The sequence below is a fragment of the Actinoplanes sp. NBRC 103695 genome (assembly GCF_030269485.1).
In the GTDB taxonomy this organism is placed as follows: domain Bacteria; phylum Actinomycetota; class Actinomycetes; order Mycobacteriales; family Micromonosporaceae; genus Actinoplanes.
Map to the genome: position 1 here is coordinate 115349 of NZ_BSTL01000011.1, position 25382 is coordinate 140730.

At 71.2% G+C, this 25382-nt stretch carries 23 protein-coding genes and 1 tRNA gene; 14 read left to right on the forward strand and 10 right to left on the reverse strand.

Features of this window, described 5'->3' with window-relative positions:
* Positions 1-47: 47 nt before the first annotated feature.
* The 3 genes from QSK31_RS20980 to QSK31_RS20990 are packed head-to-tail and all read left to right on the forward strand — an operon-like array spanning position 48 to position 2433.
* A complete protein-coding gene (locus tag QSK31_RS20980) occupies positions 48-1031 on the forward strand; it encodes an ABC transporter ATP-binding protein (RefSeq protein ID WP_285685942.1) in 984 nt (327 codons plus the stop codon).
* A complete protein-coding gene (locus QSK31_RS20985) occupies positions 1028-2029 on the forward strand; it encodes an ABC transporter permease subunit (RefSeq protein ID WP_285685943.1) in 1002 nt (333 codons plus the stop codon). Before QSK31_RS20980 ends, QSK31_RS20985 begins: the two co-directional genes overlap by 4 nt.
* A gap of 26 nt (positions 2030-2055) precedes the next feature.
* Positions 2056-2433 (forward strand): DUF3263 domain-containing protein, encoded by a 378-nt coding sequence (locus QSK31_RS20990; protein ID WP_285685944.1) that lies wholly within the window; start codon positions 2056-2058, stop codon positions 2431-2433.
* Here the strand turns inward: QSK31_RS20990 and QSK31_RS20995 are convergent, their stop codons facing one another.
* Positions 2434-3000, reverse strand: a complete 567-nt coding sequence (locus QSK31_RS20995) for a TetR/AcrR family transcriptional regulator (RefSeq protein ID WP_285685945.1) — start codon at positions 2998-3000, stop codon at positions 2434-2436.
* A gap of 55 nt (positions 3001-3055) precedes the next feature.
* On the opposite strand from QSK31_RS20995, the gene QSK31_RS21000 reads away from it, so the two are divergent.
* Positions 3056-3700 carry an O-methyltransferase gene (locus QSK31_RS21000; protein WP_285685946.1) on the forward strand — a complete coding sequence of 215 codons (645 nt, stop codon included), beginning with the start codon at positions 3056-3058 and terminating at the stop codon, positions 3698-3700.
* On the opposite strand, the gene QSK31_RS21005 is transcribed toward QSK31_RS21000, so the two are convergent.
* Both QSK31_RS21005 and QSK31_RS21010 read right to left on the reverse strand, forming a co-directional pair.
* Positions 3678-4385, reverse strand: coding sequence for a phosphatase PAP2 family protein (locus QSK31_RS21005; protein WP_285685947.1), 708 nt, complete (start codon positions 4383-4385; stop codon positions 3678-3680). The genes QSK31_RS21000 and QSK31_RS21005 overlap by 23 nt on opposite strands.
* A gap of 13 nt (positions 4386-4398) precedes the next feature.
* Positions 4399-5847, reverse strand: a complete 1449-nt coding sequence (locus QSK31_RS21010) for a trypsin-like serine peptidase (RefSeq protein ID WP_285685948.1) — start codon at positions 5845-5847, stop codon at positions 4399-4401.
* 95 nt (positions 5848-5942) lie between these two features.
* On the opposite strand from QSK31_RS21010, the gene QSK31_RS21015 reads away from it, so the two are divergent.
* Entirely contained in the window at positions 5943-7169 is a 1227-nt protein-coding gene (locus tag QSK31_RS21015; protein ID WP_285685949.1) for a DUF4032 domain-containing protein, read from the forward strand.
* A gap of 9 nt (positions 7170-7178) precedes the next feature.
* Here the strand turns inward: QSK31_RS21015 and QSK31_RS21020 are convergent, their stop codons facing one another.
* A complete protein-coding gene (locus QSK31_RS21020) occupies positions 7179-8927 on the reverse strand; it encodes a potassium channel family protein (protein WP_502872994.1) in 1749 nt (582 codons plus the stop codon).
* Between the two features lie 140 nt (positions 8928-9067).
* Between QSK31_RS21020 and QSK31_RS21025 the strand changes: the two genes are divergently transcribed.
* Positions 9068-9880 (forward strand): hypothetical protein, encoded by an 813-nt coding sequence (locus QSK31_RS21025; protein ID WP_285685951.1) that lies wholly within the window; start codon positions 9068-9070, stop codon positions 9878-9880.
* Between the two features lie 62 nt (positions 9881-9942).
* Here the strand turns inward: QSK31_RS21025 and QSK31_RS21030 are convergent, their stop codons facing one another.
* The 3 genes from QSK31_RS21030 to QSK31_RS21040 form a co-directional block, all read right to left on the reverse strand.
* On the reverse strand, positions 9943-13194 hold the full coding sequence (locus QSK31_RS21030) for a S8 family serine peptidase (RefSeq protein WP_285685952.1): 3252 nt from the start codon (positions 13192-13194) through the stop codon (positions 9943-9945).
* A gap of 206 nt (positions 13195-13400) precedes the next feature.
* On the reverse strand, positions 13401-13814 hold the full coding sequence (locus QSK31_RS21035; protein WP_285685953.1) for a GNAT family N-acetyltransferase: 414 nt from the start codon (positions 13812-13814) through the stop codon (positions 13401-13403).
* A gap of 20 nt (positions 13815-13834) precedes the next feature.
* Positions 13835-15292 carry an MFS transporter gene (locus tag QSK31_RS21040; protein ID WP_285685954.1) on the reverse strand — a complete coding sequence of 486 codons (1458 nt, stop codon included), beginning with the start codon at positions 15290-15292 and terminating at the stop codon, positions 13835-13837.
* Positions 15293-15381: 89 nt separating this feature from the next.
* On the opposite strand from QSK31_RS21040, the gene QSK31_RS21045 reads away from it, so the two are divergent.
* The 6 genes from QSK31_RS21045 (at position 15382) to QSK31_RS21070 (ending at position 18593) form a co-directional block, all read left to right on the forward strand.
* A complete protein-coding gene (locus QSK31_RS21045) occupies positions 15382-16008 on the forward strand; it encodes a TetR/AcrR family transcriptional regulator (RefSeq protein WP_285685955.1) in 627 nt (208 codons plus the stop codon).
* A gap of 273 nt (positions 16009-16281) precedes the next feature.
* On the forward strand, positions 16282-16686 hold the full coding sequence (locus QSK31_RS21050; RefSeq protein ID WP_285685956.1) for an NUDIX hydrolase: 405 nt from the start codon (positions 16282-16284) through the stop codon (positions 16684-16686).
* Positions 16687-16735: 49 nt separating this feature from the next.
* Positions 16736-17512: a class I SAM-dependent methyltransferase gene (locus tag QSK31_RS21055; protein WP_285686164.1), complete on the forward strand. Its 777-nt coding sequence runs from the start codon at positions 16736-16738 to the stop codon at positions 17510-17512.
* A 59-nt stretch (positions 17513-17571) separates the two neighbouring features.
* Entirely contained in the window at positions 17572-18006 is a 435-nt protein-coding gene (locus QSK31_RS21060) for an SRPBCC domain-containing protein (RefSeq protein ID WP_285685957.1), read from the forward strand.
* On the forward strand, positions 17993-18388 hold the full coding sequence (locus QSK31_RS21065; RefSeq protein WP_285685958.1) for an ArsR/SmtB family transcription factor: 396 nt from the start codon (positions 17993-17995) through the stop codon (positions 18386-18388). Before QSK31_RS21060 ends, QSK31_RS21065 begins: the two co-directional genes overlap by 14 nt.
* Positions 18381-18593 (forward strand): hypothetical protein, encoded by a 213-nt coding sequence (locus QSK31_RS21070; RefSeq protein ID WP_285685959.1) that lies wholly within the window; start codon positions 18381-18383, stop codon positions 18591-18593. The genes QSK31_RS21065 and QSK31_RS21070 overlap by 8 nt, the downstream gene beginning before the upstream one ends.
* Before the next feature lie 215 nt (positions 18594-18808).
* Here QSK31_RS21070 and QSK31_RS21075 read toward each other — a convergent pair.
* Positions 18809-18882 (reverse strand) — tRNA-Thr (locus tag QSK31_RS21075).
* A gap of 158 nt (positions 18883-19040) precedes the next feature.
* On the opposite strand from QSK31_RS21075, the gene QSK31_RS21080 reads away from it, so the two are divergent.
* Entirely contained in the window at positions 19041-20126 is a 1086-nt protein-coding gene (locus QSK31_RS21080; RefSeq protein WP_285685960.1) for an ABC transporter ATP-binding protein, read from the forward strand.
* A 51-nt stretch (positions 20127-20177) separates the two neighbouring features.
* Here the strand turns inward: QSK31_RS21080 and QSK31_RS21085 are convergent, their stop codons facing one another.
* Positions 20178-23291 carry an Hsp70 family protein gene (locus QSK31_RS21085; protein WP_285685961.1) on the reverse strand — a complete coding sequence of 1038 codons (3114 nt, stop codon included), beginning with the start codon at positions 23289-23291 and terminating at the stop codon, positions 20178-20180.
* 424 nt (positions 23292-23715) lie between these two features.
* Entirely contained in the window at positions 23716-24705 is a 990-nt protein-coding gene (locus QSK31_RS21090) for an NADP-dependent oxidoreductase (protein WP_285685962.1), read from the reverse strand.
* 49 nt (positions 24706-24754) lie between these two features.
* Between QSK31_RS21090 and QSK31_RS21095 the strand changes: the two genes are divergently transcribed.
* Positions 24755-25381, forward strand: a complete 627-nt coding sequence (locus QSK31_RS21095) for a TetR/AcrR family transcriptional regulator (protein WP_285685963.1) — start codon at positions 24755-24757, stop codon at positions 25379-25381.
* Position 25382 lies beyond the last annotated feature (1 nt).

A 25382-nucleotide genomic window follows, 5' to 3' on the forward strand; every position in this document is an offset into this window, starting at 1 on the left:
CGTTGACCTGCGTCGGAATTTGAAACGAGGCACATAGGGTCACTTCCGTGACCGCCGTACTCGAGATCGAAGGTCTGCGGAAGTCCTATCGCAGCCGCAAGGGGGTACGCCGGGCGCTGGACGGCTTTGACATGGTCGTCGAGGCGGGTCAGGTGCACGGCTTCCTCGGGCCCAACGGCTCAGGCAAGACCACCACCTTGCGTACGCTGCTGGGCCTGATCAAGCCGAACGGCGGTCGCATGGCGATCCTCGGCCGGGAGCTTCCCGCGCACCTGCCCGACGTGGCCGGACAGGTCGGCGCGATCGTCGAGAGCCCGCAGTTCTTCCTGCCGTTCACCGCCCGCGACACGCTGTCGCTGCTGGCCGACGCCGGCGGGGTGGACCGCCGGCGGATCGACGAGGTGCTCGAACTGGTCGGGCTGCGCGACCGCGCCAAGGACCGGGTGAAGACCTACTCGCTCGGCATGAAACAGCGGCTCGCGGTGGCGTCCGCGCTGCTCAAGAACCCGAAGCTGCTCATTCTCGACGAGCCGGCGAACGGGCTCGACCCGGGCGGGATCCGGGAGATGCGCTCGCTGATGCGCACCCTCAGCGAATCCGGCATGACGGTGGTGCTGTCCAGCCACATCCTCGGCGAGATCCAGCTGATCTGCGACTCGGTCACCATCATCTCGGCCGGGCGCCGGGTGGCCGCCGGGTCGGTGGCCGAGGTGCTCGCGACCCACAGGTCGGCTGCTGTCCGCGTACGCGTGGAACCCGGTGTTGATCTGCTGGCCGTGGCCGAGCTGCTGCGGTCGGCGGGCGCGCCCCAGGTCACCCCGGCCGAGGACCACGTCATGGTCGGCGGCGTGGAACGACCGGCCTGGATCACCTGGGTGCTCGCGCAGCACGAGGTGTGGGTGAGCGAGCTCGCGCCGGTCGCGGTCGACCTGGAGAGCGTCTTCCTGGAGCTGACCGGGACCGCGCCGGTGCGAGGCGAGAGCCGGCAGGTCGACGAGACCACGGCCGCGAGCGGCGGGTGGGGACGATGAGCCTGGCGACGGCGGAGTTGCGCCGGCTCACCAAGCGGCGGTTCGTGCGCTGGCTGGTGGCCGGGACGATGGCGGTGATGGTCGCGATCGCGGCCGGCTTCTTCCTCAGCAACGAGAAGGTCGGCCCGAGGCAGATCGCCGAGGCCAAGGTGGCGGCCGAGCGCGAGTACCAGGACACGGTGCGCCAGGCCGAGCAGGAGCGGCGGAACTGCGAGCTGGCGCCCGGCACCAACGGCTACCCCGCCGACTGCACGCAGCTCACCCCGCCGCAGCCCCAGGACTTCCCGCTGGACTGGTACCTGCCGTCGTCGTTCGTCTTCAAGAGCGACTTCGGCGCCGTGATCACCACCTTCGCCGCGATCTTCGTGCTCCTCGGGTTCGTGGTCGGCGCTTCCTACGTGGGCGCCGAGTGGAGCAGCGGCAGCATGATGAACCTGCTGCTCTGGCGTCCGCGCCGGCTGCAGGTGCTGGCCACCAAGCTCGGTGTGCTGCTCGGCGCGATGACGGCGCTGAGCGCGGTGGTCGCGGTGCTCTGGACGCTCACCTTCGTCGTGATCGCGAGGCTGCGCGGCACCACCGACGGGATGACCGCCGGCGGCTGGCGATCGACCGCGCTGACCGAGGTCCGGGCGATCGTGCTGATCCTGCTCGGCGCGGCGATCGGCTTCGGGCTGGCGTCGCTCGGCCGGCACACCGCGGTCGCGCTCGGCGTGGCGGCCGGGGTCGTCGTGGTCCTGCAGTTCGGCCTCTACCTGGTGCTCAGCAACGCGGATGTGCCGTACAGCGAGATCTGGCTGCTGCCGGTCTGGGCGTTCGCCTGGATGAGCAAGGAGGTCAAGCTGGAGAACTACAACTCCTGCAACTACTCCGGGGTCAACGGCTGCGTACCCGACTCGTTGACGCTGACCTGGCCGATGGCCGGCGCGCTGTGGGCGGTGATCTTCATCGTCATTGTGGGTGCCGCTATGTGGACTATGCGTAACAGAGACGTCGCTTGAGGTAGCTTGAGGATCGAGTCGATACGATGCTCTTCGATCCCACGCTCAGGAGCACCATGCACCCCGAAACGCCGCCGTCCGATGTGGAGCGGCCGGACCCTTCCGTGCCGTCGCAGCGGCCGCCCGCGCCTTGCCCGGCCGCGCACCCGGCCGAGGCGCCGGCCGCCCCTGCCCCTGCCCTCTCGGAGCGGGAGCTGCGGATCCTCGCCTTCGAGTCGAAGTGGTGGCGGCACGCGGGCAGCAAGGAGCAGGCGATCCGGGACACCTTCGAGCTGTCCTCGACCCGCTACTACCAGCTGCTGAACGCGTTGCTGGACAATCCGGGCGCGCTCGAGCACGACCCGGTGCTGGTCGGCCGGCTGCGGCGGTTGCGCTCCACCCGGGCCCGCACCCGCCGCCGCTGATCAGACGCGGATTGTCCGGACCAGCTCGGCGACGTACCCGTCGGTGACCTCCTGCCCGGTGACCAGCGCCCGGTAATAGATCGGGCCCACCAGGCGATCGACCAGTGCGTCCAGGTCCGCGCCGGCGGACAGACCGCCCCGCTCGATCGCTCGCTCCAGCGGCAGCCGGTCACGTTCCCGCTGCCGGTCCAGATGCACGGCCCGCAGCCGGGCGGCCAGCGCCGGATCGTGCTGGGCCTCGGCGGTGAGCGCCCGGAACACCGCTCCCGCGTCCGACTCGGTCAGGAACCGGGCCAGCCGCCGGAGGTGTTCCCGGTAGTCCCGCTCGAGGTCACCGGTGTCCGGCGGCGTCAGCTCCTCGGCGGCGTCCTCGACAAACGCCTCCAGCAGGATCTCGGTCTTCGACGACCACCAGCGGTAGACGGTCTGTTTCGCCACCCCCGCGCGCTGGGCGATGCCCTCGATCGTGAGCTTGGCGAAACCCCGCTCGACCAGCAGGTCGTCGGCCGCCTCGAGCACGCTGCGCCGGGCCTCTTCGCTGCGGCCGTGGCGGTTCCCGTGATGCACCGGCCCAGGCTAGCGCCATCTTGAGTAGACGCAACGTTGCGTCTACTCTTTGGGCATGACTTCTCTTCTTCTCGCGGAACCACTTCGCGGCGTCCTGGACCGACTGCACGCCGGGGCCGAGCGCGACGACCGGCTGGAGATCCCGCCGCTGCCCGACGACGCCAGCGACCAGGAACGAGCCGACGCGCTGGCCGAGGTCTACATGCCCGTCTCGGCCGAGGGCGGCAGGCTGCTGTACGCACTGACCCGCGCGGCCCGCCCGCAGACGGTGGTGGAGTTCGGCACGTCCTACGGAATCTCCACGCTCTACCTCGCCGCCGCCGTCCGCGACAACGGCGTCGGACGGGTGGTGACCACCGAGCTGAGCGCGGTCAAGATCGAGGCGGCGCGGGCCAACCTCGCCGAAGCGGGCGTCGCCGACCTGGTCACGGTCCTGCCCGGCGACGCCCAGGAGACCCTCGCCGACCTGGAAGGACCGATCGGCGTGCTGCTGCTCGACGGCTGGAAACCGGTGTGCCTGCCGGTGCTCCGGCTGCTCGAGGACCGCTTGGCGCCGGGCGCGGTAGTGGTCGGCGACGACTCCACGTTCACGAGCATGAAGGAGTACGTCGACTATGTGCGCGACCCGGCCAACGGCTACGTGAGCGTCGACTTCCCCGTCGAGGACGGCATGGAGATCAGCTCACGGGTCGGTGGCTGACCTGGCGTCCGGCCTCGAACCTGGTCAGCCACCGCGGGAGCGGGAACGTCTCCCACGGCACCCGGGCCAGCAACCGGGCCAGCACCAGCCCGAGGAACAGCCCCGCGATCGAGTCGGTGATCCAGTGCCAGCTCAGATAGGTGGTCGTGCAGAAGACGATCACCGGCGGCAGCACGCGCAGCGCGACCACCACTCGCGGGCCCAGCGCGCCGACCAGTCCGGCCAGCAGGAACGCGATCACCGCGTACCAGACGACCGCGTTCGCCACGTGGCCGGACGGGTAGCTCATGCCGTACTGGCCGACCGCCGCCTCGTTGAACAGGACCGTCCGGTCGGGGCCGGTGAAGGCCGGCGCCGCCCGCTGGAAGAGGATCTTCGCCGGGCCGATCGTCACGTAGGTGAGCGCCGCCGTGGCCAAGAACACCAGCATCGGCCGCACCGAGCGGCGGCGCCAGGCCAGCAGGACGGCCAGCGTCACCGTGAGCGGCATCAGCAGCCAGCCGCCCTGGCCCAGGCTGTTGAGGACCCGGGCGATCCAGTACGCCATCGGCGGCCGGTGCGCGGCCGACCAGTCCGACACGGCCGCGTCGGCACCGAGCAGATGTCCCTGCGCCAGCAGCACGGTGAGCAGCACGAACCCGGCCGCGAACACGAGGTCGGGCCACCAGCTGCGCGGTCGGGTCACGCGACCACGGTACCTACAGCTTGCTCGCCAGCTGCCGGGACAGCAGATCGGCGCGCACCCCGGAGTTGGGGCAGCCGCCGAAGTGGTGCAGGGCGACCACCTTGTTCGTCTTGCGGGACAGCACCGGCGAGCCGGACGAGCCGCCCTCGGTGTCGCAGTAGTAGGAGACGTCCGAGTCCGCCGTGTAGCCGGTGTAGCCGGGGTCGGACACCCCGCAGTTGTCCGCCTTGTCGCCCAGCACACCGGCGATGCGCGCCGGATCGCCGGCCGGGTGCTGCGGCACGTACAGCGGCTGGCCCTTCGCCGGGCGGGCCGTGTCCAGCGTCAGAAAGCCGAACTTCTGCACGGCCTTGAAGTTCTCCACCGTGAACAGCGTGTAGTCGAGCGTGCGGTTGGTGGCCAGCACCTGGTCACCCCACACCTTCGTCGGCTTGTACGTGTCGTAGCCGCCGCACGCCGCGCACTGGTAGTTGAACCAGACCTCCGTGTCGTAGGCGGTGTCCGAGCTGTCGAAGCAGTGGTTGTTGGTGAGCATCCGGTTCTTCGTGCCGACCCGCCAGCCTGTGCACAGCTCGGTACCGTCGATCAGCAGCCGGGCGACCGCCTTGGACCGGGTGTAGGCGACCGGGTCCTTCGCCTTGTAACAGACCGCGTCCCGCGATTCGTCCGAGCCGCAGACCGATTCCTCGCGGCCCGTGCGGCCCGGCGCGGTGAGACTCTCCTCGGGCACACCCTTCTGTTCGGTACGCGAGAAGCCACGCGCCGCCCGGTCCACCCGGACCCCGAGATCTTTGGCCAGCGAGTGTTGGCCGAGCGAGCGCGCGCCCAGCGGGTCGGCGGTCCGGTGCACCTCCACCACGGCGGTGTCGCCGGTCACGGACATCGCCCACTTGTCCACCGACATGCCCTCGAGCAGCGGCGGAGCGTCGTACCGGTAGGACTCCTCGCCCTCGGCGTCGGAGACCGTGACGTAGTCGCCGGGCAGCATCATCATGCGGTCGAAGTGCAGCTTCACGTACGAGGCGCCGGGGTAGCGGAAGCTCTCCCTGGCGGGCTTCCGGGCGTACCCCAGGATTTTGCCGACCGTGAGCAGCTCACCCACCTTTTGCCGGCCCTTGGCGGCGGCCGCGGCCGCGCTCTCCTCGACGATCTCGCGCTTCTGCTTGACCGGTTCGGCGTGCGTGCGCGGGTCCTCGCTCTCCGGCAGCTTCTCGCCGGCGGTTTTCCTCCGGGGGATGCTCTGCTGCTGCGGTCGCGCCTCGGTCGCGGCGCCGGTCCCGGCCTCGGCCAGGGACACCGGGGTACGGTCCGCGGCCGTCGCCTCGTGCCAGGCGCCGACCGGCCGCAGTTCGTCGGCCTGCTGCTTCCAGGCCACCGTGCCCGCTGAACCCACGAGTACCAGGGCGGCGCACGCCCCCACGGCGAGGCCGGTCTTGCGTCGCATGCTGCTCCCGAAGCTCATGAAAGGCACATAAAGGCCAATACGGCGATCTGGCAGTGTGTGTAACGAGCCACGTGCGGCAGCGTCGCGCGCCGGAGACCGTGCACACTGGGTCGGTGCGCATCACGTCCGCCCTCGTCGACCCGGCTCTGCTGGACCTGCCGTGGTCGATCCCGCTGGAGGAGTGGCCGGCCGATCACCTGGTCGCCCTGCCCCAGGGCATCTCGCGGCACATCGTCCGCTTCGTCAAGCTGAACGAGACCGTGTACGCCCTCAAGGAGACCCGCGAGCGGATCGCCGAGAAGGAGTACGACCTGCTCCGCGCCCTGGAACGCATCGACTTCCCGGCCGTCGAGGCGGTGGCCATCGTCACCGATCGGGTGGCCGAGGACGGCGAGCCGCTGGAGTCGGTGCTGATCACCCGGCACCTGCAGTTCTCGCTGCCCTACCGGGCGCTCTTCTCGCACGTGCTGCGCCCCGAGACGATGAACCGCCTGCTGGACGCGCTCGCCGCGCTGATCGTCCGGATGCACCTGACCGGGTTCAGCTGGGGTGACTGCAGCCTGAGCAACACATTGTTCCGGCGCGACGCCGGCGCCTTCGCGGCGTACCTGGTGGACGCCGAGACCGGCAACCTCTACCCGAAGCTCTCCGAGGGCCAGCGCAGCGAGGACATCGAGATCCTCCGGCTGAACATCTACGGCGAGAGCCTCGACCTGCAGGCGGCCGAGCTGCTGCACGAGGCCATCGACCCCGAGGCGGTGGTGGACGACATCGTCGCCCGGTACGAGCGCCTCTGGCACGAGGTCACCTACGAGCAGGAGATCCCGCGGGAGGCCCGGCACGACATCGAGGGCCGCATCCGCCGCCTCAACGACCTGGGCTTCGACGTCGCCGAGGTGGCGATGTCCACCGTGGACGGCGGCTACCGGGTCCGCCCCAAGGTGGTCGACGCGGGCTACCACACCAGGCGCCTGCTGCGCCTGACCGGCCTGGACGCCGAGGAGAACCAGGCACGCCAGCTGCTCAACGACCTGGACGCGTACCGGGCGGAGAGCGACCTGACCGACGAGCAGCAGGCCGCGCACCGCTGGCTGACCGAGGTCTTCGAGCCGGTGGTCCGCGCGGTGCCGGCCAACCTGCGCCGCAAGCTGGAGCCGCAGGAGATCTTCTCGCAGATCATCCAGCACAAGTGGCTGCTGTCCGAGCAGGCCGGCCGCGACATCGGCATGGCCCCCGCGGTGCAGGGCTACCTCACGGACGTCCTGGCCCACAAGCCCGACGAGCAGGCCGTCCTCGGCGTCGAGGTCAGCGCCCTCGAGGACGTGCAGCCGCTGCCATAGCGGGCCCGATCACGCGGGCTCCGGCGCGGGTGACGGCGGCGGGGTCGCCTGTTCCAGCAGGGACCGGAGGCCGGCCCGCCGGGCCACGATCACCACGCGGTCGCCGGCGTTCAGGACCCGGCGGCGGTCGGGGGACCAGTCGACCCACTCCGAGTCGGCCGTGGACATGCCGATCACCCGGACGCTCGTCAGTGCGTCCGCCTGCTCCAGCGCCGCGCCGTCCAAGGGTGAGCCGGGCAGCACCCGGACGGCCGCGACCAGAAGCGCGTGCCGGTCGACCGGGATCGTGACGATGACGTCGCGGTCGAGCAGGGACGCCGCGAAGGCCGGTGCCACGAGGCGGGACACGCTGCGCGAGATGTTGATGTTGAAGGCCTTCTGGACGCGGCGGGCGAAGTCGTCGTCGAAGAGGCGCAGGACCACGCGCATGTCGGCGCGGGCGGCCCGCGCGTTCAGGGCGGCCTGCAGGTTGGTGACGTCGTCGGTGGAGACGACCACCAGCGCCTTGGCGGTGTCGATGTGTGCCTGGCGCAGCGTCTCGTCGGAGGACGCGTCGCCGACGATGAACGGGACGCCGAGCTGCCGTGCCACCTTGGCGCCGCGGGCGTTCGGGTCGCGGTCGATGGCGACGACGTCCAGGCCCAGGTCATTGAGGTGCCGGAGGGTTCGGGTGCCGACGCTGCCGAGGCCGACCAGCACGATGTGGTCGGTGTGCCCGCCGCGGATCTGACCGTTCGCCAGTTCCAGCCGGGCGTTGACCATGCCCTCGACGACCGCCGCGGTGATCAGCGGGATCAGCGCGACCCCGGCCAGCGTGAGGATCAGCTGGGCGGCCTGCGCCACGCCGTTGCGGTCGACCTCCACATCGGACGATCCGACGGCGGTCAGCAGCGTCACGTACATCGACGTCCAGAAGCCGCCGGGCACCTTGTCGGTGTGCGCGAGCACGGCGCCGGCCAGCACGGTGATCACCAGGGTGGTCAGCACGGCGACGCCGAGTTTGCGGTTCATCGCGGCACGGATGGCACGGCCGGTGGCCCGGAACGGGCGCAGCCGGCGGGACGAGCGGACCAGTTTGCGGGCGGCCACCGCCTGCCCGGCCGGTTTCCGGGACGCTTCGGCGAGCACCAGGTCGTTGTCGCCGCCCTCGCCCGGCGCCGGGTCGGCGGGCAGCACCGCGACCTCACCCGACCCGTCCGGCATGGTCAAGGTGCAGACCACATTCTTCCCGGGTACGTCGGACCGGCGCGCCACGTGCATGGTGCGGCCCGCATGGCGGAAGTGGGTGGGCGCCGGTTCGCCCAGCGCGGCGGCGACGAACGCGGGCGCGGCCATCGTGGCGTCGCTGAGCACGGCGCAGTCGTCGAACAGTTTGCGGACACCGTACCCGAGACCGGTGTTGAACATCCGCAGCACCAGCCGCAGGTCGGCCTCGACCGCCTGGGCGCACAGCGCGGCGTGCAGGTTGGTCACGTCGTCCGGCATGACCAGGGCCAGCGCCGCCGCTCCGGCCAGGCCCGCGGCGCGGAACGTCGACTCGTCGAGACGGTCGGCGCGCACCACGCGTACGCCTCGAAGCCCCCCGAGATCCGGGACGTTGGCGCGCAGCCGGTGTGGCACCACCAGGGTGATCCTGATCCGGTGGCCGGCGTTGGAGAGCTCCTCGGCCAGCGTGTAGACCAGCGAGTCGCTGCCGCAGATGACGAAGTGCGGGCGCCCGTCCGCGCCGTTCGCGAGGCGCTGCTGGAGCCGGGACATGAGCCCGCGGCGCAACGCTCCTGGCTGCTGGTCGGCACTCACGGTCCGATCGTAATCATGGCCGTCACCGGAACCTGGTGCGTCGGACATTCGTTGCCCCTTCCGAGCCATTTGTCCTGAAGTCAAAGACCGGAGGAAAGATGCGTAGGTACCTGATCGCCGCGGTGGCGGCCGGCGGGGTCCTCCTGCTGGGAACCGCGCCGGCGCAGGCGGACGACCTGCCGCTGCCCGCCACCGACCAGGGCGCGGGTGGCCTGCTGGGCGGTGTGCTCGATCCCGGCGGCGCGGTCGGCGGCGTGAATCCGCTCGGCGGCGACACCACGATGGAGAACCCGCTCGGTGGTCCGCCGATCGTCGACTTCAAGCCGGGCGACAACTCGGTGACGCCGCCGAAGCTGCCGGGTGCGGGGACCGCGCCGGGCCTGCCGGGTGCGGGGACCGCGCCGGAGAAGAACGCGAAGCCGGCCGACGGGCCGAACAACAGCCTCGGGCTGCCGGTGGTGGGCGACCTGCTGGGTGGTGGCGGGCTGCCGGTGCTCGGCGGGCTGAACGGCGGCGGCTCGTCCGGTCTCGAGCGCCCGGTCGCCGGCCAGGAGTCCGGGCTGGTCGGCAGCAACCTGCCGCTGCTCGGCGGCCTGCTGCCGGACGAGCCGGCGCGCACGCTGCCCGTGGCCGCCGACGACCCGTCGGACGTGAGCGGCCTGCCGCAGGGCGGCACGGACGTCCCGCCGGACACCACAGCGCCGGCCCCGGACACTGCGGCCCCGGCCCCGGACACCGCCGCGCCGGCCCCCGACACTGCGGCCCCGGCCCCGGGCGCCGGCGGGTCGGACACTGCCGGGCCCGGTGACGACCAGAGTCGCCTCCAGGAGGAGCCGATCGACGACGAGGCGTCCGAGCGCCCGTTCTCGGACGGCCGTCCGATCGCCGGCGAGGACCCGGATTTCAAGTAGACGCAACGGAGCAGGCCCCCTCCTCGCCGTTGAGGAAGGGGCCTGCTCCGTTACCGCGATGCTTACCCGACGGAGCCGATGACTACCGGGCCACGGCCGACGACCGCGCCCTGGCTGGTCACGAAGACCGCCTCACCGAAGAGCCTGCGGCCCTCGGTCGGCGGCGCCGTGACGTTCACCGCGCCGGTGACGGTCGTTGAGGCGTTGTTGGCCAGCGGCGTCGCCGTCCGCTCCGCGTCCAGCGAGCCGAGCGCCGGGCTGAAGTAGACGTCGAGGTAGTCGTACGCCGTGCTGCCGGACGGCACCGCGTAACCGTCGACCACGACGGTGTAGGTGCCGGCCGCCGGCGCCGGGATCGACACCGCTTCCTCGGCGTCGCCGTCCGCCTGCTGCGCGACCAGGTCGTCGCCCAGATAGACGGCCAGGTCCAGGTCGGCCGCCGCGTCCGCCGCATTGCCGATCGAGACGTCCAGCCGGGTCGCACCGGCCGGGACGACCACCTCGAACTCCTGCTTCGCCTGGTCGGCGATGGTCGGACGCTCCGACTTGGAGCTGCCCAGCGGACCGCCCTGCGCGGAGAGCGTGATCGGGCCGTACAGGTTCTTGACGGTCCAGCTCACCGGTGCCGGGACGCCCGGCTTGACGTTCTCCAGGGTGAGCGTCTCCGGGTCGACCGTGATGCCCTGCACCTTGGCGGTCACTCGGTACGGGTTGGACAGCAGCGGCGACGTGCGCCGCGACTCCACCTCGATCTCCCAGACGCCCGGGATCGGGTCGTCGTACGAACGCTCGTCCGGCTTGCACGCGGCCGGGTCGGAGAAGTTCGGGTAGCACGCCAGGCTGGACGTCGAGTCCATCGGCACGCCGTACGGGTTGATCGCGATGAACCGGGTCTGCGAGGCGCCCTTCAGCCCGGCCAGGTCGACCTGGAGCGACGTGGCGTCCTCCGGCACGACCACGAAGTACGAGACGGACGAGTTGCGGTCCACCTTGCCCTCGCCGGTCAGCGCGTACCCCGGCTTCTTCGTAGTGACCGAGGTGACCACCGTGTTCAGGATCTCGAAGTCGACCACCTGGGTGATCGGGTCGTCGACCTTGAGGATGGCCGCGTTCAGGCCGTCCTTCGGGGTGACCGTGACGGGCACCGTGACCGTCTTGTTCAGCGGGAGCTGCACGTTGCCGGCCGACTTGAAGGCGCCCTTGTCACCGACCCAGGTCAGCCGGTGCCGGACCGTCCGGGACGAACCGCTGGTCCGCTTGATCCGCACGTTGTAGACCTTGGCCTGACCGGCCCGCTGGCCGCCCTCGCCCGCGACGCAACGGTTGTGGATGCCGACGCCCTGGTTCGGGGTCGGCTCGAGGAGCCCGGACAGCGGCGTGCACACCGGCGCCGACGACTCGTACTTGAGGTCGTCGATCGTGCGGGACAGCAGCGACCAGGCGCCGTTGACGTCCATCAGGCCGTCGCCCTGCGCGGCCACCGACACACCCTTGATCGGCTTCGCCGAGGTGTAGATCGCCTTGCGCAGCTGCGCCGGTGAGACGTCCTTGTGGGTGGCCTTTGCCGCGGAGAGCAGCAGCGCCGCGGCGCCGGTCGCCTGCGGCGAGGCCATCGAGGTGCCGTTCTGGTGGTTCAGGCCGATCGGCAGCGTGTAGCCGGCCTCGGCGATGCTCGGCTCGTCCAGCCACATGTTGATGGTGGAGATCGCCGACCCGGGCGCGGTGATGTTCGGCTTGAAGCCGCCGTCCTCCCGCGGGCCCCGCGAGGAGAAGTTGAACATCGCCATGTCCTTGCGGACCACCGAGCCGTAGTTGGCCAGCCAGGTGTCCTTGCTGATGCTCGCCGCCACGCTCACCACGTCGGTGGCGACCGACGGGTCGCCGACGGTGTTCACACCCGGACCGGAGTTGCCGGCCGAGATGAACAGCTGGACGCCGTAGTCGCGGATCAGCCGGTTGTAGAGCTCGGCGCGGGCGTTGTCGCCGCTGTTCAGCGCCGGCAGGCCACCGATCGACATGTTCACCACGTCGACGCCACGGTTGATGACCAGATCGGACATGCCGGTGGTCAGCGCGGCCGCGGTGCAGCCGCCACCCCACGAGCAGGCCCGCGAGGAGACGATCTTGGCGCCGGGCGCCTGGCCGTCGAGGTTGTCGTTGCCCAGCATGTTGTTCGCCGCCAGGATGCCCGCGACGTGCGAACCGTGCAGGCTCTCCGGGATGCCGATGTTGACGAAGTCGGCGAGCCGGCCCGGCAGACCGGCCGGCGTCAGGTCGACGTCCTCCCGGAACTCGACCACGAACGGGATGCGCTCGGCGACCGCGGTGGCCGGGTTGTCGGTGCCGAAGTAGCCGACGTCGAACTTCTCCTTGTACGGCCGCATCACGGCGTCGTCGGTGAGGTCCCGGTTCTGGTTGGTGTCCACCCGGATGTCGTGCGAGGCCGGGTCGTAGAGGATGCCGAAGACATCGTTGGTGTCGCCGTCCCGGTTGACGTCGCCGCCCGGGTCGCTGGGGCCGGTGATCGCCTCGGCGAACGTGCTGTACAGGTAGGAGCCCGCGGGCACCTTCACGCTGGCCGGCGGCGCGTTGAGCATCGCCCGCCAGCTGCCGTCGCCCTCGAGCAGCGGGTCGGTCGCGGTCACCCAGTCGACGATCTTGCGCTCGCCGGTGGAGGTGGTCTTCAGCGCCGGGTTCTCCAGGTCCACACCGGAGTCCATGACGCCGATCGTGACGCCCCGCCCGTCCCACTCCGGGTGCTTGCGCTTGAACTGGACCGAGCCGATCTCGCCGGTCGGCATGTACGCGTTGGCGGCCGGCGTCCGCGGGCCCGGACCGGGCAGCGTCGCCGTCTGCTTCACGCCCTTGGTGCGGCCGAGTTCGGCCGACGGGTCCGGCAGCTGGATCTTCTCGTCCAGGTCGATCGCGGTGACGCCGGGCAGCTTCGCGGCCTTCAGGACGTTCCCGGTCGGCACCTGCGCCAGCACGTAGCCGACGGTGTCGAACCGGCGGGTCACCGTACCCCCGAGGCTCTTGACCTGGGCGGCGACCTCGTCGGCCTGGCCGGAATCGGTGGCGATGATCAGCGTGACGGTGGCGGCGCCCTTGGCCTCCGCCTGCGCGAGGAGCTCGGAGTCGTGCGAGCCGAGCGTGTCGGCGGTGGCTTCCTTGGGCGAATCGCCAGGGGTGTCCTGGGCGGGTGGCGCGGTCGGGTTGGGCGCGGCCTGCGCGGGAAGGGCGTTGCCGAGTACGGCGACCCCCACCGCGAGCACGGCCACGCAGGTGCGCCGGCTCCAGGCGGATCGATGTCTCACGTACGGTCCTCCGGACAATGGTCGCCCGCGAGGGGTTGCGCGGGCGTACCAGGGGATCCTCGGACCGGGTAGTCAGCTAGTCACTATGGTCGATGGAGTTCGTGACGATGATGAGACATAGACAGTCGCGCATGTCAATGTATTTATCCGATGGAGTCCATTTAGTCGGGCTGCCGACGGCCGGGGAGCCGCCCCGAGCCGGGCGGTCATGTCAGGTCCCAGTTGAGTAGCAGGAACGGTTCCTCGGCCGACGCGCCGGCCTTCCGGTAGGTGGCCTGAGCCGCGGCGTTGTCGTTCTCGGTACCGACCCACATGCCGTAACACCCTCGTTCGCGGCCCAGCTCGGCGAGCGCCCGCACCAGAGCCGTGCCGACCCCCTGCAACCGTGCGGCCGGGGCGACGCCGAGCTCGTACACGAACATCTCGGTCCCCTTGTCCGGATGGATCGTCTCGACCCCGGAGATCATCCCCACCGCCCGCCCCGCATCGTCGTAGGCGAAGAGCAGATGATGTCCCGGCCGTTCCAGAAAGTCCCGGGTGGCCTCCACCAGCGGTGGCCCGTCGAAGAGATCCGGCGCCCGCATCACCTCGGCCGCCTCCGTGACACGCTCGATCCGCATGCCAGCCACCATAGGCAGGATCAGTGCCTGACCGGCACCTCGAGCCCGGCCGCACCCAGCATGTCGTCGGCCTCGACCTCGGACGCCGTGAGCTTCGCCTGCCGCACCCGGGGCAGGGTCCAGCCGACCACGGCGGCGGCGACCGCGGCCACGACCGCGCCGATCACGAAGACGGTCACGAACTGCGCCTCCCGCGGCAACGGCACCGGGCCCGGAATCGGGTTACGAGTCATCATGGTGACCACGAACGCGGTGCCCAGCGACATGCCGACCGAGCGGGCGATCGAGTTCACGCTGTTGGCGATGCCGGTCTCGGCGGGCTCGACGTGGGCGATCAGGAGCGCGGGCAGGGCCGCGTACCCCACGGTGACCGCCGTGTTGACCGCCAAGGCACCGACGATGACCTGCCAGGTGGCCGAGTGCAGCACCGCGAGCATCGAGAATCCGACGCCGGCCAGCACCGCCGCGATCACGAGCGTCGCCTTCGCCCCGAAGCGGGCGACCAGCCGGCCGCCGAGAGGCGCGGCGATCACGCCGCTGGCCGTACCCGGCAGCAGGTAGACCAGGCTGGCGGCGAGCACGGAGGCGCCGAAGCCGTAGCCGGCGACCCCGGGCGGCGTCTGCACCAGCGCGGAGACGGCCAGGAAGACGGCGAACATCGAGAAGCCGAGGAACAGGCCGGCCACGTTCGCGACCACGATCGGGCGGTGCCGGAGCATCCGCGGGCTGACCAGCGGGTGTGTGACCCGCCGCTCGTACAGGACGAACGCGACCAGCACCACGACCGCGCCGGCCAGCGAGCCGAGCACCCGGGCCGAACCCCAGCCCCAGCCGTTGCCCTCCTCCAGCGGCAGGATCAGCAGCACCAGGCCGAGCCCGAGCAGACCCGCGCCGGCCCAGTCGAGCCCGCCGGTGGCCGCGCCCGCCCGGCGAGGAAGCAGCCACACCCCCGCCAGCCCGATCGCGGTCAGCGCGGACGCCAGCCAGAACAGCTGGTGGTAGTCGCCGCCGTCGCGCATCAGCAGCCCCGTGACCGCCAGCCCGAACCCGGCGCCGACCGAGAGCATGCCGCTGACCAGGGCCATCGCGCCGGTCAGCCGCTGCGCCGGCAGTTCCTCCCGCAGAACGCCGATGGCCAGCGGGAAGAGCCCGAAGCTGGCCGCCTGGGCGACCCGGCCGGCGAGCAGCAACGGAAGGCTGGAGGTGGTGGCGGCGAGCACCGAACCGAGCAGCACCACGGTCAGCACGCCGAGCATGACCGGACGCCGGCCGTAGAGGTCGCCCAGCCGGCCGAGCATCGGGGTGAGCACCGCGGCGGCGAGCAGGTTCGCGGTCACCACCCAGCCGGCCGCGCTGGTCGAGACGCCGAGATCGGCCCGGATGTCGGCGATGACCGGGACGACCAGCGTCTGCAGCGCCGAGACGAGGAGCACCGCGTAGCAGGCGACGGGCAGTGCGAGGCGCGTTTTCAGGGGCATGGGGCTGAACCTAGACCCATTCTCAACACGGTGTCGAGAAAAATCGATGTGACGTCGATTCCAGCCGATGGACTGTTAAGGTCGATGCTGTGCCAGCCATCAAGAGCCGCCGCGCCCCCACGAAGGGCGACCAGCGGGAGCAGGCCCTGATCGACGCCGCACGGTCGGCCTTCCGGGACAAGTCGATCAGCCAGGTCACGATCGACGAGTTGGCCGGCGCGGCAGGCATCGCGCGTTCCGGCTTCTACTTCTACTTCGAGTCCAAGCAGGCGCTGCTCGCCGCCCTCGTCGACCAGCGTCTCGCCGAGGCCGACCTGGAGATGGCCGAGTGGATCAACTCCGACGGCTTGGACCGGGACGCCCTGCGCCGCGGCCTGGCCGCCGGCCTGACCCGGTGGAAGGTCGACGGACGCTGGCTGCGCGAGGCCTTCGTCACGCCCGACCCCGGCCCCGAGGTGATGCACGTCCGCGACCGGCTGGTCGACGAGGGCTGCACCCTGTTCAGCACACGCATCGAACGCGACGCCCGGGCCGGCCGCACGGTCGGCGGCCCACCGGCCCTGGTCGCCAAGATGGCCGTCCACCTGCGCAGCATCACGTTCGCCGACGTCTACGCGAATCCCGGCGCCTACGACGAGGACGAGTTGCTCGACACCCTCACCGACGCGATCCTGCGCCTCGTCTACGGCCCGACCCCCGGCGGCGCCAAGCACTGACCCGGCGTCAAGCACTGACGCGGCGCCAAGCACTGACCCGGCCGAGCGCCTCGGCGCCCGCGGTCATCGGGCCCGGACCGGCCGCGCCCTCAGGGGACGCGGCCAAACACCGACGTTCGATTCTCCGAAGATCAAAAAGAATCGCTGTGGGGCCGCCGCCACCTCCCCCACCCGCCACTGGGTGGGTGGAAACGTAGCTCGCGGCACCGACGATTTCGGCGGTTGTCCACAGGCGGAAGCGAGTGACGTTGACGACGGTGGTGAGATCGAAGGATGGCTACATATGAGGTCGCGCTCGTGGTGCTCGTCGACTCGACGGGGGCCGTGCTCATGCAGCTTCGGGATGAGCACGCGCCGGCCTCGCCGAATCAGTGGAGCCTGCCGGGCGGCCGGATCGAACCCGGGGAGGCCCCGGTCGACGCCGCGAGGCGGGAGCTGCTGGAGGAGACCGGCCTGACCGCCGGCTGGCTGGTTCCGTTGTGGAGCGGCCCGCGCCCGTACGAGGAGGGTTTCCCGCACGACGTGACCGTGCACGTCTTCCGGGGCACCACGACCGCCCGCCAGCAGGATGTGGTGCTCGGCGAGGGAGTGGCGATGGTGTTCGTGCCCGAGGACGAGGTGTTCGACCGCGATCTGGCCGTCACCTCCGCCGCGGTGCTGGAGCGGCACCTGGGCTGATATCGGGTCGACACCGGCACCCGGCCGCGACGAGGCTCGGCCGGTGGAGATGGATCAGATCTACAGCGAGGGCAGCCGGCGGCTGTTCGAGGAGCTGGACGTCAGCCTGGATCCGCCGGGGCCGGACTCGCTGTTCGAGGTGGCCGCGCCCTTCCTGGAGCCGGGCGGGCACATTCTCGATGTGGGCTGCCGCGACGCCCGCCACCTCGTCACGCTGGTGGAGCGGCACGCCGGGACCGGCTCGGGCGTGGATCCGGTGCCGTGGCACGTCGAGCGCGCGCGGCTCGCCGTACGGGAGGCCGGTCTGGAGGACCGGATCACGGTACGTCGCGGCGTGGCGGAGGACCTGGCCGAGGCTTCCGGGAGCGTGGACACCGTCTGGTGCCGCGACGTCGTCGAGGTGCTGCCCGATCTGGACGGTGCGCTGGCCGAGATGCGCCGGGTGCTCCGCCCGGGCGGCCACGTGGTGATCTACACGAATGTCCTGAACGGGCCGCTGGATCCGGTGGAGACGCGGGACATCCACGAGCCGCTGGGCAACGTGGCCGGGAACCTCGTCGAGGAGGACCTGGAGGCGGCCTTCGCCCGGCACGATCTGCGGATCGTTCGCAGGGATGTGGTCGGGACGCGGTGGCGGGAGTTTATCGAGGAGCACGAGCAGTGGGTGTCGCGCGACCTGCTCCGGTTGGCGCGCTTACGGCGTACGCGTGACCGGGTGATCGAGCGGCACGGAGCCGACGCCTTCCGCACCGCCCAGGCCAGCCTGCAGTGGGGTGTCAACCAGCTCCTGGGCCGCTTCGTCCCGATGATTTATGTGCTCCGTTGACGCAACCCGAAGGTTGCTATAAGTTGAGTAGCAACCAATCAGTTGCTAAGGGAGACGACATGCCATTCCCCGATCGGATCGAGCGCACGCTGGAACTCACCCACTCGCCCGAGCGCGTCTGGGCGGCCCTGACCACCGCCGAGGGCCTCGGCACCTGGTTCGGCAACACCGCCGAGGTCGACCTGCGGGTCGGCGGCGAGGCCAAACTCGCCTGGGACAGCGGCGACACCGCGCGGCTGACCATCGAGCGCCTCGAGCCGCCACACGTCTTCGGCTACACCTGGCACATCTACGGGCTGCCGGAGAGCGACCCACGACGCACCTATGTGGAGTTCACGCTCGAGCCCAGCACGACCGGCACCACGCTGACCATGGTCGAGAGCGGGTTCGCGCAGACCACCGACGCCGAGCACAAGGTGGCGTGGCAGGGCAACCAGGGCGGCTGGACGAGCGAGCTGGGCGAGCTGGTCGCGTACCTCGATGACCGAGCCTGACCGCGAGACGGCGGCCCCGACGATGGCGCAGCCTGAACCAAAAGGGCCTGACCTGGAGGCGGTGGCCGCCGAGGTCTTCACCGCCCTGGCCGATCCGAGCCGGCGCGCGATCCTGGCCGAGCTCGCGGCCAGAGGGCCGGCCACCGCGACCGACCTGGCCGGCCGGTTGCCGATCACCCGGCAGGCGATCGCCAAGCACCTGGCCCTGCTGACCGAGGCGGGGCTGGCCGTCGCCGAGCCGGGTGAGCGGCGCCGCGTGCGCTACCGGCTGGACTCCGCGCCCATGCGGGTGGCCCAGCAGTTCCTCGGCGCACTGGCCCGCGACTGGGACGGCCCGCTGGCCGCCCTGCGGCAGAGACTCGAGGGAGAAACCGATGCTTGACCTGTTGCACGTGAAACTGGCCGACGACGCGACCCGGCGGCACGTGCTGTCCGCTCGACCGGACGCGCCGACGGTGCCCGATCGTCCGCCGCGGCAGCGTGGGGTGGCCATGCGCCGGGCGACGGTGACGGCGCTGCGCCGGCTCGCCGACCGGATCAGCCCGGACGCCGTGCCGGTGCGACGTCCGTACGTACCTGGAACGTGATCGTGCCGCCGTGCTCCTCGAACGACGTGCCCACGGCCTAGCCGGCGCCGGCGCCGACCTCCAGGACCGGGCCGGGCGCGGCGAGAGCGGACACGTCGTCGACCAATGCGGTGGGATAGCTCGGGCGGAGGCGGTCGTAAGCGTCGGCGGCCTCGCCGAAGACGGTTCGTCACCGACGTGAGGAGGACACGACCCCGACGGTACGGCGCGAAGAGAGCCCCCGGCCGGATTCGAACCGGCGACCTACCGCTTACAAGGCGGTTGCTCTGGCCAGCTGAGCTACAAGGGCGCCCGGACAGCATACCGGTTGGCCGTGTTGACCCTCGAAACGCCAGGTCAGCACGTTCGGACCTTGGCAGAACTGTGAAAAAGACCTAACGTAACGATGCTCTTCCCACTCGGATCGTCCGGCACGTTCCTGCCGGTGGAAAGGAAAGCTGATACTGCATGGCTACCGTTACGTACGAGAAGGCCTCCCGGATCTACCCAGGTTCCGAGCGTCCCGCGGTCAACGAGCTCAGCCTGGAGATCGGTGACGGCGAGTTCCTCGTCCTGGTCGGCCCCTCCGGTTGTGGCAAGTCCACCAGCCTGCGCATGCTCGCCGGCCTGGAGGATGTCGACCGCGGTCGCATCCTGATCCAGGGCAAGGACGTCACGAACCTCCCCCCGAAGTCCCGCGACATCGCGATGGTCTTCCAGAACTACGCGCTGTACCCGCACATGTCGGTGTACGAGAACATGGCGTTCGCCCTGAAGCTGCGCAAGACCCCGAAGCCGGAGATCGACCGCCGGGTGAAGGAGGCCGCCGCGCTGCTCCAGCTCGACGAGTACCTCGCGCGCAAGCCGAAGGCGCTCTCCGGTGGTCAGCGTCAGCGTGTCGCCATGGGCCGCGCGATCGTGCGTGAGCCGCAGGTGTTCCTCATGGACGAGCCGCTGTCGAACCTCGACGCCAAGCTCCGCGTCCAGACCCGTTCGCAGATCGCCACGCTGCAGGCCAAGCTCGGCATCACCACCGTCTACGTGACCCACGACCAGGTCGAGGCCATGACGATGGGCCACCGGGTGGCGGTCATGCTGGACGGCGTCCTGCAGCAGTGCGACACCCCGCGCGCCCTGTACGACACCCCCGGCAACGTCTTCGTGGCCGGCTTCATCGGCTCGCCGGCGATGAACATCAAGACCGTGGCGCTGACCGAGGCGGGCGCCTCGTTCGGCCCGCTGGCTCTCCCGCTGACCCGCGAGCAGGTCGCGGCGGCACAGAGCGGCGGCGGCAAGGTCACCCTCGGCTTCCGGCCGGAGGCCACGGACATCGTCACGGAGTCCGGCGGCGGACTGCCGATCGTCGTCGACCTGGTCGAGGACCTGGGCTCGGACGCCAACGTCTACGGCCACGCGGCCCTGGACGAGGGCTCGGAGCGCTTCGTGGTCCGCACCGACCGGCGCACCATGCCGAACATGGGCGAGACCGTGTACATCAAGCCGCAGATCAACCAGGTGCACGCGTTCAACGCGACGAGCGGCGAGCGGATCTGACCTGATCTCCTCTTGATGGATCGGCCCCGGCGGTTTCCGCCGGGGCCGTTCTCATTTCGCGATGCGCTGCCAGCGGAGATCTTCGTCAGCGACGCACGCGATGGCTTCGGTGTTCCACGAGCAAGAGGCGGTGCGTACGCCGGTCAGCGGCCCCAGCTGCACAGGGTCGTCGCCCAGGTGCCGTCCCAGCAACGACGGATCTTCCGCCGAGGTGGACAGCGCCCGCGAGAAGAGCAGCACGTTCCCGCCGTCCAGCCGGGCGCCCGCACCCTCGCCCGACCACTGCACCTTGCCGGTGGTGGCGTCGACCAGGGTCGCCTTGGCCGGCTGGGTGGACTGGTTGACCAGCACGTTGTCGCCGACCGGGGTGAGCGTTTCGGCGTTGGGCAGCGCGACCCGCCAGATCTTCCCGCCGTCGGCCACGTTGATGCCCGCCACCTGGGCGGTCTTGGCGTCGAAGGAAGCCGTCTCGACCCAGCACACGTAGTCGTCGCCGCACGGGGCCATGCGCTGGATCCGCTGTTCCTTGGCGACCTGACCGAGCACCTTGGGGTTGCCGAGACTGTCCAGGTCGTACGCGAGAATCCGTAGGGTGTTGCCGGACGACTCAGCGACGACGACCCGGCCGTTGTGCACCGCCACCGCCCCGTCCGTGTCGGCGATGTCCGCCTTGGGCTCGACCAGCACGGTCCCGTCCTTCGCGTCGATGACCCGCGCGGAGCGATCGCCCATCACCTGCAGCAGCCGGGTGTCGTCGCCACGGTCCGGTGCGAACGGCGCACCGGACACGGCCGCCGCCCCCGACACGTCGTCGCTGGTGGAGCTGGTGAACAGGGCCGGCACGACGCTGGACTCGCTGGCCGGGTCGGCGAGTTCCCACGCGGTCTCGCCGTTGCTCACCCGAAGTGCCACCAGCCGCTTGCCGTCGGTGTCCACGATGACGGCGTTGCCCCCGATGAAGACGACGCCGTCGCTGCCCTTCATGGTGTGCTGCCAGCGCGCCTTGCCGGTTTCCCGGTCGAGCACGACGAGCCGCTTGGAGTCCGACCCGGTGTCGGTGTCGGTGATCGCGGCCAGCCCGTCCGGCAGCCCGACGATCTGGTCCCACCCGGTGGCCAGCCCCGCATCGGTGCCGGACCACAGTTTCTTCCCGGTGCCCGCTTCGGCGGCGACCACGCCGAGCACACCCTCGTCCGCCTCGGTCGCGTAGTAGACCCGGTCCCCGACGATCGTGGTGTCCGCGAAGTTCGAGCTGAACTTCACCGCCGCCGGAATCGTCACGGCCGCCGACTTGTCCAGCGACTGGAAGTCCAGCGCCCGATAGCCCGGCCACAGCGTCCACGCGAGCACCGCGCCCGCCCCCACCACGACGACCAGGCCGGCAGCGACGATCAAGACCCATTTCTTCCGGTACGCCGGGACGTGCGCGTTCTGACCGCCCTGCTGTTCCTCAGACGCCAGCCACGACTGCTGTCCCGCCCCGCTGACCGGCCCGACGGGCCTGCCGTCGCCGCCGCGCCCGCCGCCTGGTCCACCTGGGCCGCTGCCTCGCACGCTTGGGTCGCCGCCGCCCAGCCCGCCGCTGCCTTGCCCGCCTGGGGTTCCGCCGCTTGGCCCGCTCGCGGTGCCGGCGCCGTTTCCTCTCCCGATCCCGCCGGCGTAGGTCGGTGGACCGCTCGGCCCGAAGGCCGCCGCCTCACCGGTCGCCCACGGGTCGACGGGCTCCGCATAGTCCGGCCCAGGTCCCGGCTCCTGCTGGGGAATGGTCACCGGCGTGGGCGTAGGGGTCGCCGCCTTGGCAATGCCCGACTGATACCGCACCTCGTCATCCGGAACAGCCGCCGCCGTCCCGGTATCCCACCCAGCACGCTCATCGACCTGAGTGCCGTCCAGCCCGCCCGTTCCGGTCCCCGCCTCGCCCCGTCCCGCCGAGTCAATGCCAGGCGCGCCCGCTCCCGCCGCCGCGCCTACTCCGGCTGCCGCCCCTGGTCCGGCTGCCGCCCCTGGTCCGGCTGCCGCGCCTGCCGGGGGCGCCGCCAGCCCCGCCGGGGAGACCGACGCCGCCGGTGAGGCGCCCGCTACTGCCCGAGCCGCGACCACCGCCACCACCGCACCTTCGGCGACCGGGAGTTCCGGCTGCTCCAGCACCGTGGGCGCGACCCCGAGCTCACCGTGCAGCAGCCGCGCCACCAGCGGCACCCGCGAAGACCCACCGACCAGGAACAGCCCCGCCAGCTCCCCCGGCGTCAACCCGGCCGCCTTGACCACCGCGCCGGTCTCGGCCACGCCACGGCGGATCAGTGGCCCCGCCGACGCCTCCAGCTCATCCCGGGTCAGGTGCAGGGCCTGCTCCACCCCCGGCACGGCCACCGGCGCCAGGGCGGAACGCGACAACATCTCCTTGGCACCGCGTACGTCATCCCAGAATTGCCGCCGAGCGCGCCATTGCGCGAGCGTGCGCGGATCGACCAGCGCGCCCCACGCCTCCGGCTCGCCGCCGGCGAGCGACTTCCCGAGGTGGTCGACCAGCGCCGCGTCGAGGTCGAGCCCGCCGAGGTCGTCCACCCCACCGGAGGCCGCCACCTCGAACCGCGGCCGCCCGTCCGGACCGAGCCCTTCGTTGCGGACGACGGCGACGTCCAGCGTCCCGCCCCCGAAGTCGAACACCGCGAGCGCCGCCCCCACCGGAACCGGCCGCCGCAGCACGTCGGAGAAGTACCGCGCGGCAGCAACCGGCTCCGGCACGAGCTGGGTCTCCGGCGGCCACCCGGCCCGGCCCAGTGCGTCGTGCAGGATCCCCCGCCGCCGCTGTCCCCAGGCGGCCGGGTAGGTCAGCACTGCCTGCGGCAGAAACCCCGCCGTGGCAACGGTTTCCCGGGCGACCGCCCCCAGCAGCGCGGCGAGCAGGTCGGCCACCGGCACGGTGACGTCACCGAGCAGAATGCCGTCGTCGTCGATGCGCCGCTTGGGGTTGGGTTCGATCCGGGCCGGGTCGGCGTGCCCGAGGCGTTGAGCGTCCCGTCCGACGTGGAGCCTGCGCTCGGCGTCGAGGTAGACCGCCGACGGCAGGAGCGGCTGCCCGTCGAAGAGGATCGGTCGCGTACGCCCGTCGGGCCAGCGCAGCATGGCAACCGTGTGCGACGTGCCGAGGTCAACGGCGAGCACAAAGCCGTCCCCAGGTCCGGTCATCCTCGCCGCCCTCCGCCAACGGACACCCGGCCCGCCATGTTACGGCCCCCGGACGACAAGTCCTCTCACCCGACCCGCGTCCCACCAGCCAAAACACGAGCCCCGCTCGCGCCGCGCGATTCTCAGCATTTCCGTTTGATCGGTCAAAACCGATTTGCGCGGGCCCCGCCGCCACCCCCACCCCGGCACTGGGTGGGTCAGAATGTACGGCTCGGCAAGACGCTTTCGGCGGTTATCCACAGCTTCGCCGGTGTGAGTTGGGCCAAATCGGGGCCGACCTGGTGCGGGGCCGACCTGGTGCGGGCCGACCCGGTGCGGGCCGACCCGGTGCGGGCCGACCCGGTGCGGGCCGACCCGGTGCGGGCCGACCTGGTGCGGGCCGACCCAGTTCAGGGCCGACCTAGTTCAGCAGCACGATCTTGCCGCGGGCATGGCGCGTCTCGACCAGAGTGTGCGCCTCCGCCGCGGCCTCCAGCGGAAACGTGGCCGCCACCGGGATCCGCAGCCGCCCCTGCCCAGCCAGCTCCGCCGCGATCGCCAGCCCGTGCAACGCCGGCGGATCAGCGGCACCGATCGTCGCGCCGCCCTCGCCGCCCTCGCCGCCCTCGCCGCCCTCGCCGCCCTGGTCAACCTCGCCGGCGGGAGCGCCGTGGGACATGTGCACGCCGTGGGCCGCCGCCTCGAAGTCGGCGATCGTCACCACGCGCGCCGCGTCCCCGGCGATGGTGATCAGGTCGGGCAGGGCACCGCCGGCACAGTCGAAGACGCCGTCCACGCCGGCCGGCGCCAGCTCGCGGACCCGGTCGACCAGGCCGGGGCCGTACGTGGTGGGTGTCGCACCGAGCGAGCGCAGGAAGTCGTGGTTGTGCGCGCTCGCCGTGCCGATGACCGTGGCGCCGCGGGCGACGGCCAGCTGGATCGCGACCGTGCCGACACCGCCGGCCGCACCGTGGATCAGGACGGTCTGGCCGGGTCGGGTGCCGAGCCGGTCGAGCACCCGGGTGGAGGTCTCGACGTTGCCCGAGGCGCCGCCGGCTTCCGCCCAGCTCCATTCCGCGGGTTTGGGCGCCCACGCCTCCAGCACCGCGTGGTCGGCGTTGGTGCCGCCGAAGGTCGCGGACACCCCGAACACCTCGTCGCCGAGGCTGACCCCGGTGACGCCGTCGCCGATCTCGTCCACCACCCCGGCGGCGTCGACGCCGGTGACGAAGGGGAATTCGGTGGGCACGATGTCGCGGAGGCGCCCGGAGCGCAGGTAGGTCTCGCCGGCCGTGACTCCGGAGGCGCGCACCGCGATGCGGATGCGGTTCGGTCCGGCGTGCGGGGCGGGGGCTTCGGCCACGTGTACGACCTCAGCAGGGCCGTATTCGGAGAATTGAACAGCTCTCATGCCCCGGAACGTAACGGAACAGCTGATCCGTTTAGCTAAAGTGAGACTGGTGACGGAGCAAGTGGTTCAGAAGCTGCGATCGGATGCCCGCGACAACCGGGACCGCATCCTGGAGGTGGCCCGCGAGGCGTTCGCCGTGGAGGGTCTCGATGTGCCGATGCGCGAGGTCGCCCGGCGCGCGGAGGTCGGCGTGGCCACCCTCTACCGCCGCTTCCCGACGAAGGAGGCGCTGCTCACGGCCGCTTTCGCCGAGCAGATGGCGGTCTGCATCGCGATCGTCGACGAGGGCCTGACGGTCGGCGACCCGTGGGAGGGATTCTGCCTGGTGGTGGAGAAACTGCTGGTGGTGCACGCCCTCGATCGGGGCTTCGCCCGCGCGCTCACCTCGCAGTACCCGCGCATCTTCGACTTCGCGGACGGCCGGGACCGCACGATGCGCGCGCTGCTGAAGCTGATGGCACGCGCCAAGGCGGCCGGCGACCTGCGCAAGGACGTCGTACTGGAGGACCTGGTGCTCGCGATGATGGCGAACGAGGGCATCCGCGCCGACTCGCCGGACATGCGGGTCGCCGCCTCGCGCCGGTTCGCCGCCCTGATGATCCAGTCGTTCCGGGCACGCCCGACGCCGACCCCGCTCCCCCCGGCCGTCCGCCTGCCCCTCTTCATCCGAGGTTGAG

Bases quoted from the DNA above. Each gene is read 5' to 3' on its own strand.
- QSK31_RS21090 (WP_285685962.1), bottom strand. From the start codon at position 24,705: ATGAGAGCTGTTCAATTCTCCGAATACGGCCCTGCTGAGGTCGTACAC.
- QSK31_RS21080 (WP_285685960.1), top strand. From the start codon at position 19,041: ATGGCTACCGTTACGTACGAGAAGGCCTCCCGGATCTACCCAGGTTCC.
- QSK31_RS21000 (WP_285685946.1), top strand. From the start codon at position 3,056: ATGACTTCTCTTCTTCTCGCGGAACCACTTCGCGGCGTCCTGGACCGA.
- QSK31_RS21035 (WP_285685953.1), bottom strand. From the start codon at position 13,814: ATGCGGATCGAGCGTGTCACGGAGGCGGCCGAGGTGATGCGGGCGCCG.
- QSK31_RS21020 (WP_502872994.1), bottom strand. From the start codon at position 8,927: ATGTCCCGGCTCCAGCAGCGCCTCGCGAACGGCGCGGACGGGCGCCCG.
- QSK31_RS21060 (WP_285685957.1), top strand. From the start codon at position 17,572: ATGCCATTCCCCGATCGGATCGAGCGCACGCTGGAACTCACCCACTCG.
- QSK31_RS21040 (WP_285685954.1), bottom strand. From the start codon at position 15,292: ATGCCCCTGAAAACGCGCCTCGCACTGCCCGTCGCCTGCTACGCGGTG.
- QSK31_RS21070 (WP_285685959.1), top strand. From the start codon at position 18,381: ATGCTTGACCTGTTGCACGTGAAACTGGCCGACGACGCGACCCGGCGG.
- QSK31_RS20985 (WP_285685943.1), top strand. From the start codon at position 1,028: ATGAGCCTGGCGACGGCGGAGTTGCGCCGGCTCACCAAGCGGCGGTTC.
- QSK31_RS21025 (WP_285685951.1), top strand. From the start codon at position 9,068: ATGCGTAGGTACCTGATCGCCGCGGTGGCGGCCGGCGGGGTCCTCCTG.
- QSK31_RS21065 (WP_285685958.1), top strand. From the start codon at position 17,993: ATGACCGAGCCTGACCGCGAGACGGCGGCCCCGACGATGGCGCAGCCT.
- QSK31_RS21010 (WP_285685948.1), bottom strand. From the start codon at position 5,847: ATGAGCTTCGGGAGCAGCATGCGACGCAAGACCGGCCTCGCCGTGGGG.
- QSK31_RS21050 (WP_285685956.1), top strand. From the start codon at position 16,282: ATGGCTACATATGAGGTCGCGCTCGTGGTGCTCGTCGACTCGACGGGG.
- QSK31_RS21055 (WP_285686164.1), top strand. From the start codon at position 16,736: ATGGATCAGATCTACAGCGAGGGCAGCCGGCGGCTGTTCGAGGAGCTG.
- QSK31_RS20990 (WP_285685944.1), top strand. From the start codon at position 2,056: ATGCTCTTCGATCCCACGCTCAGGAGCACCATGCACCCCGAAACGCCG.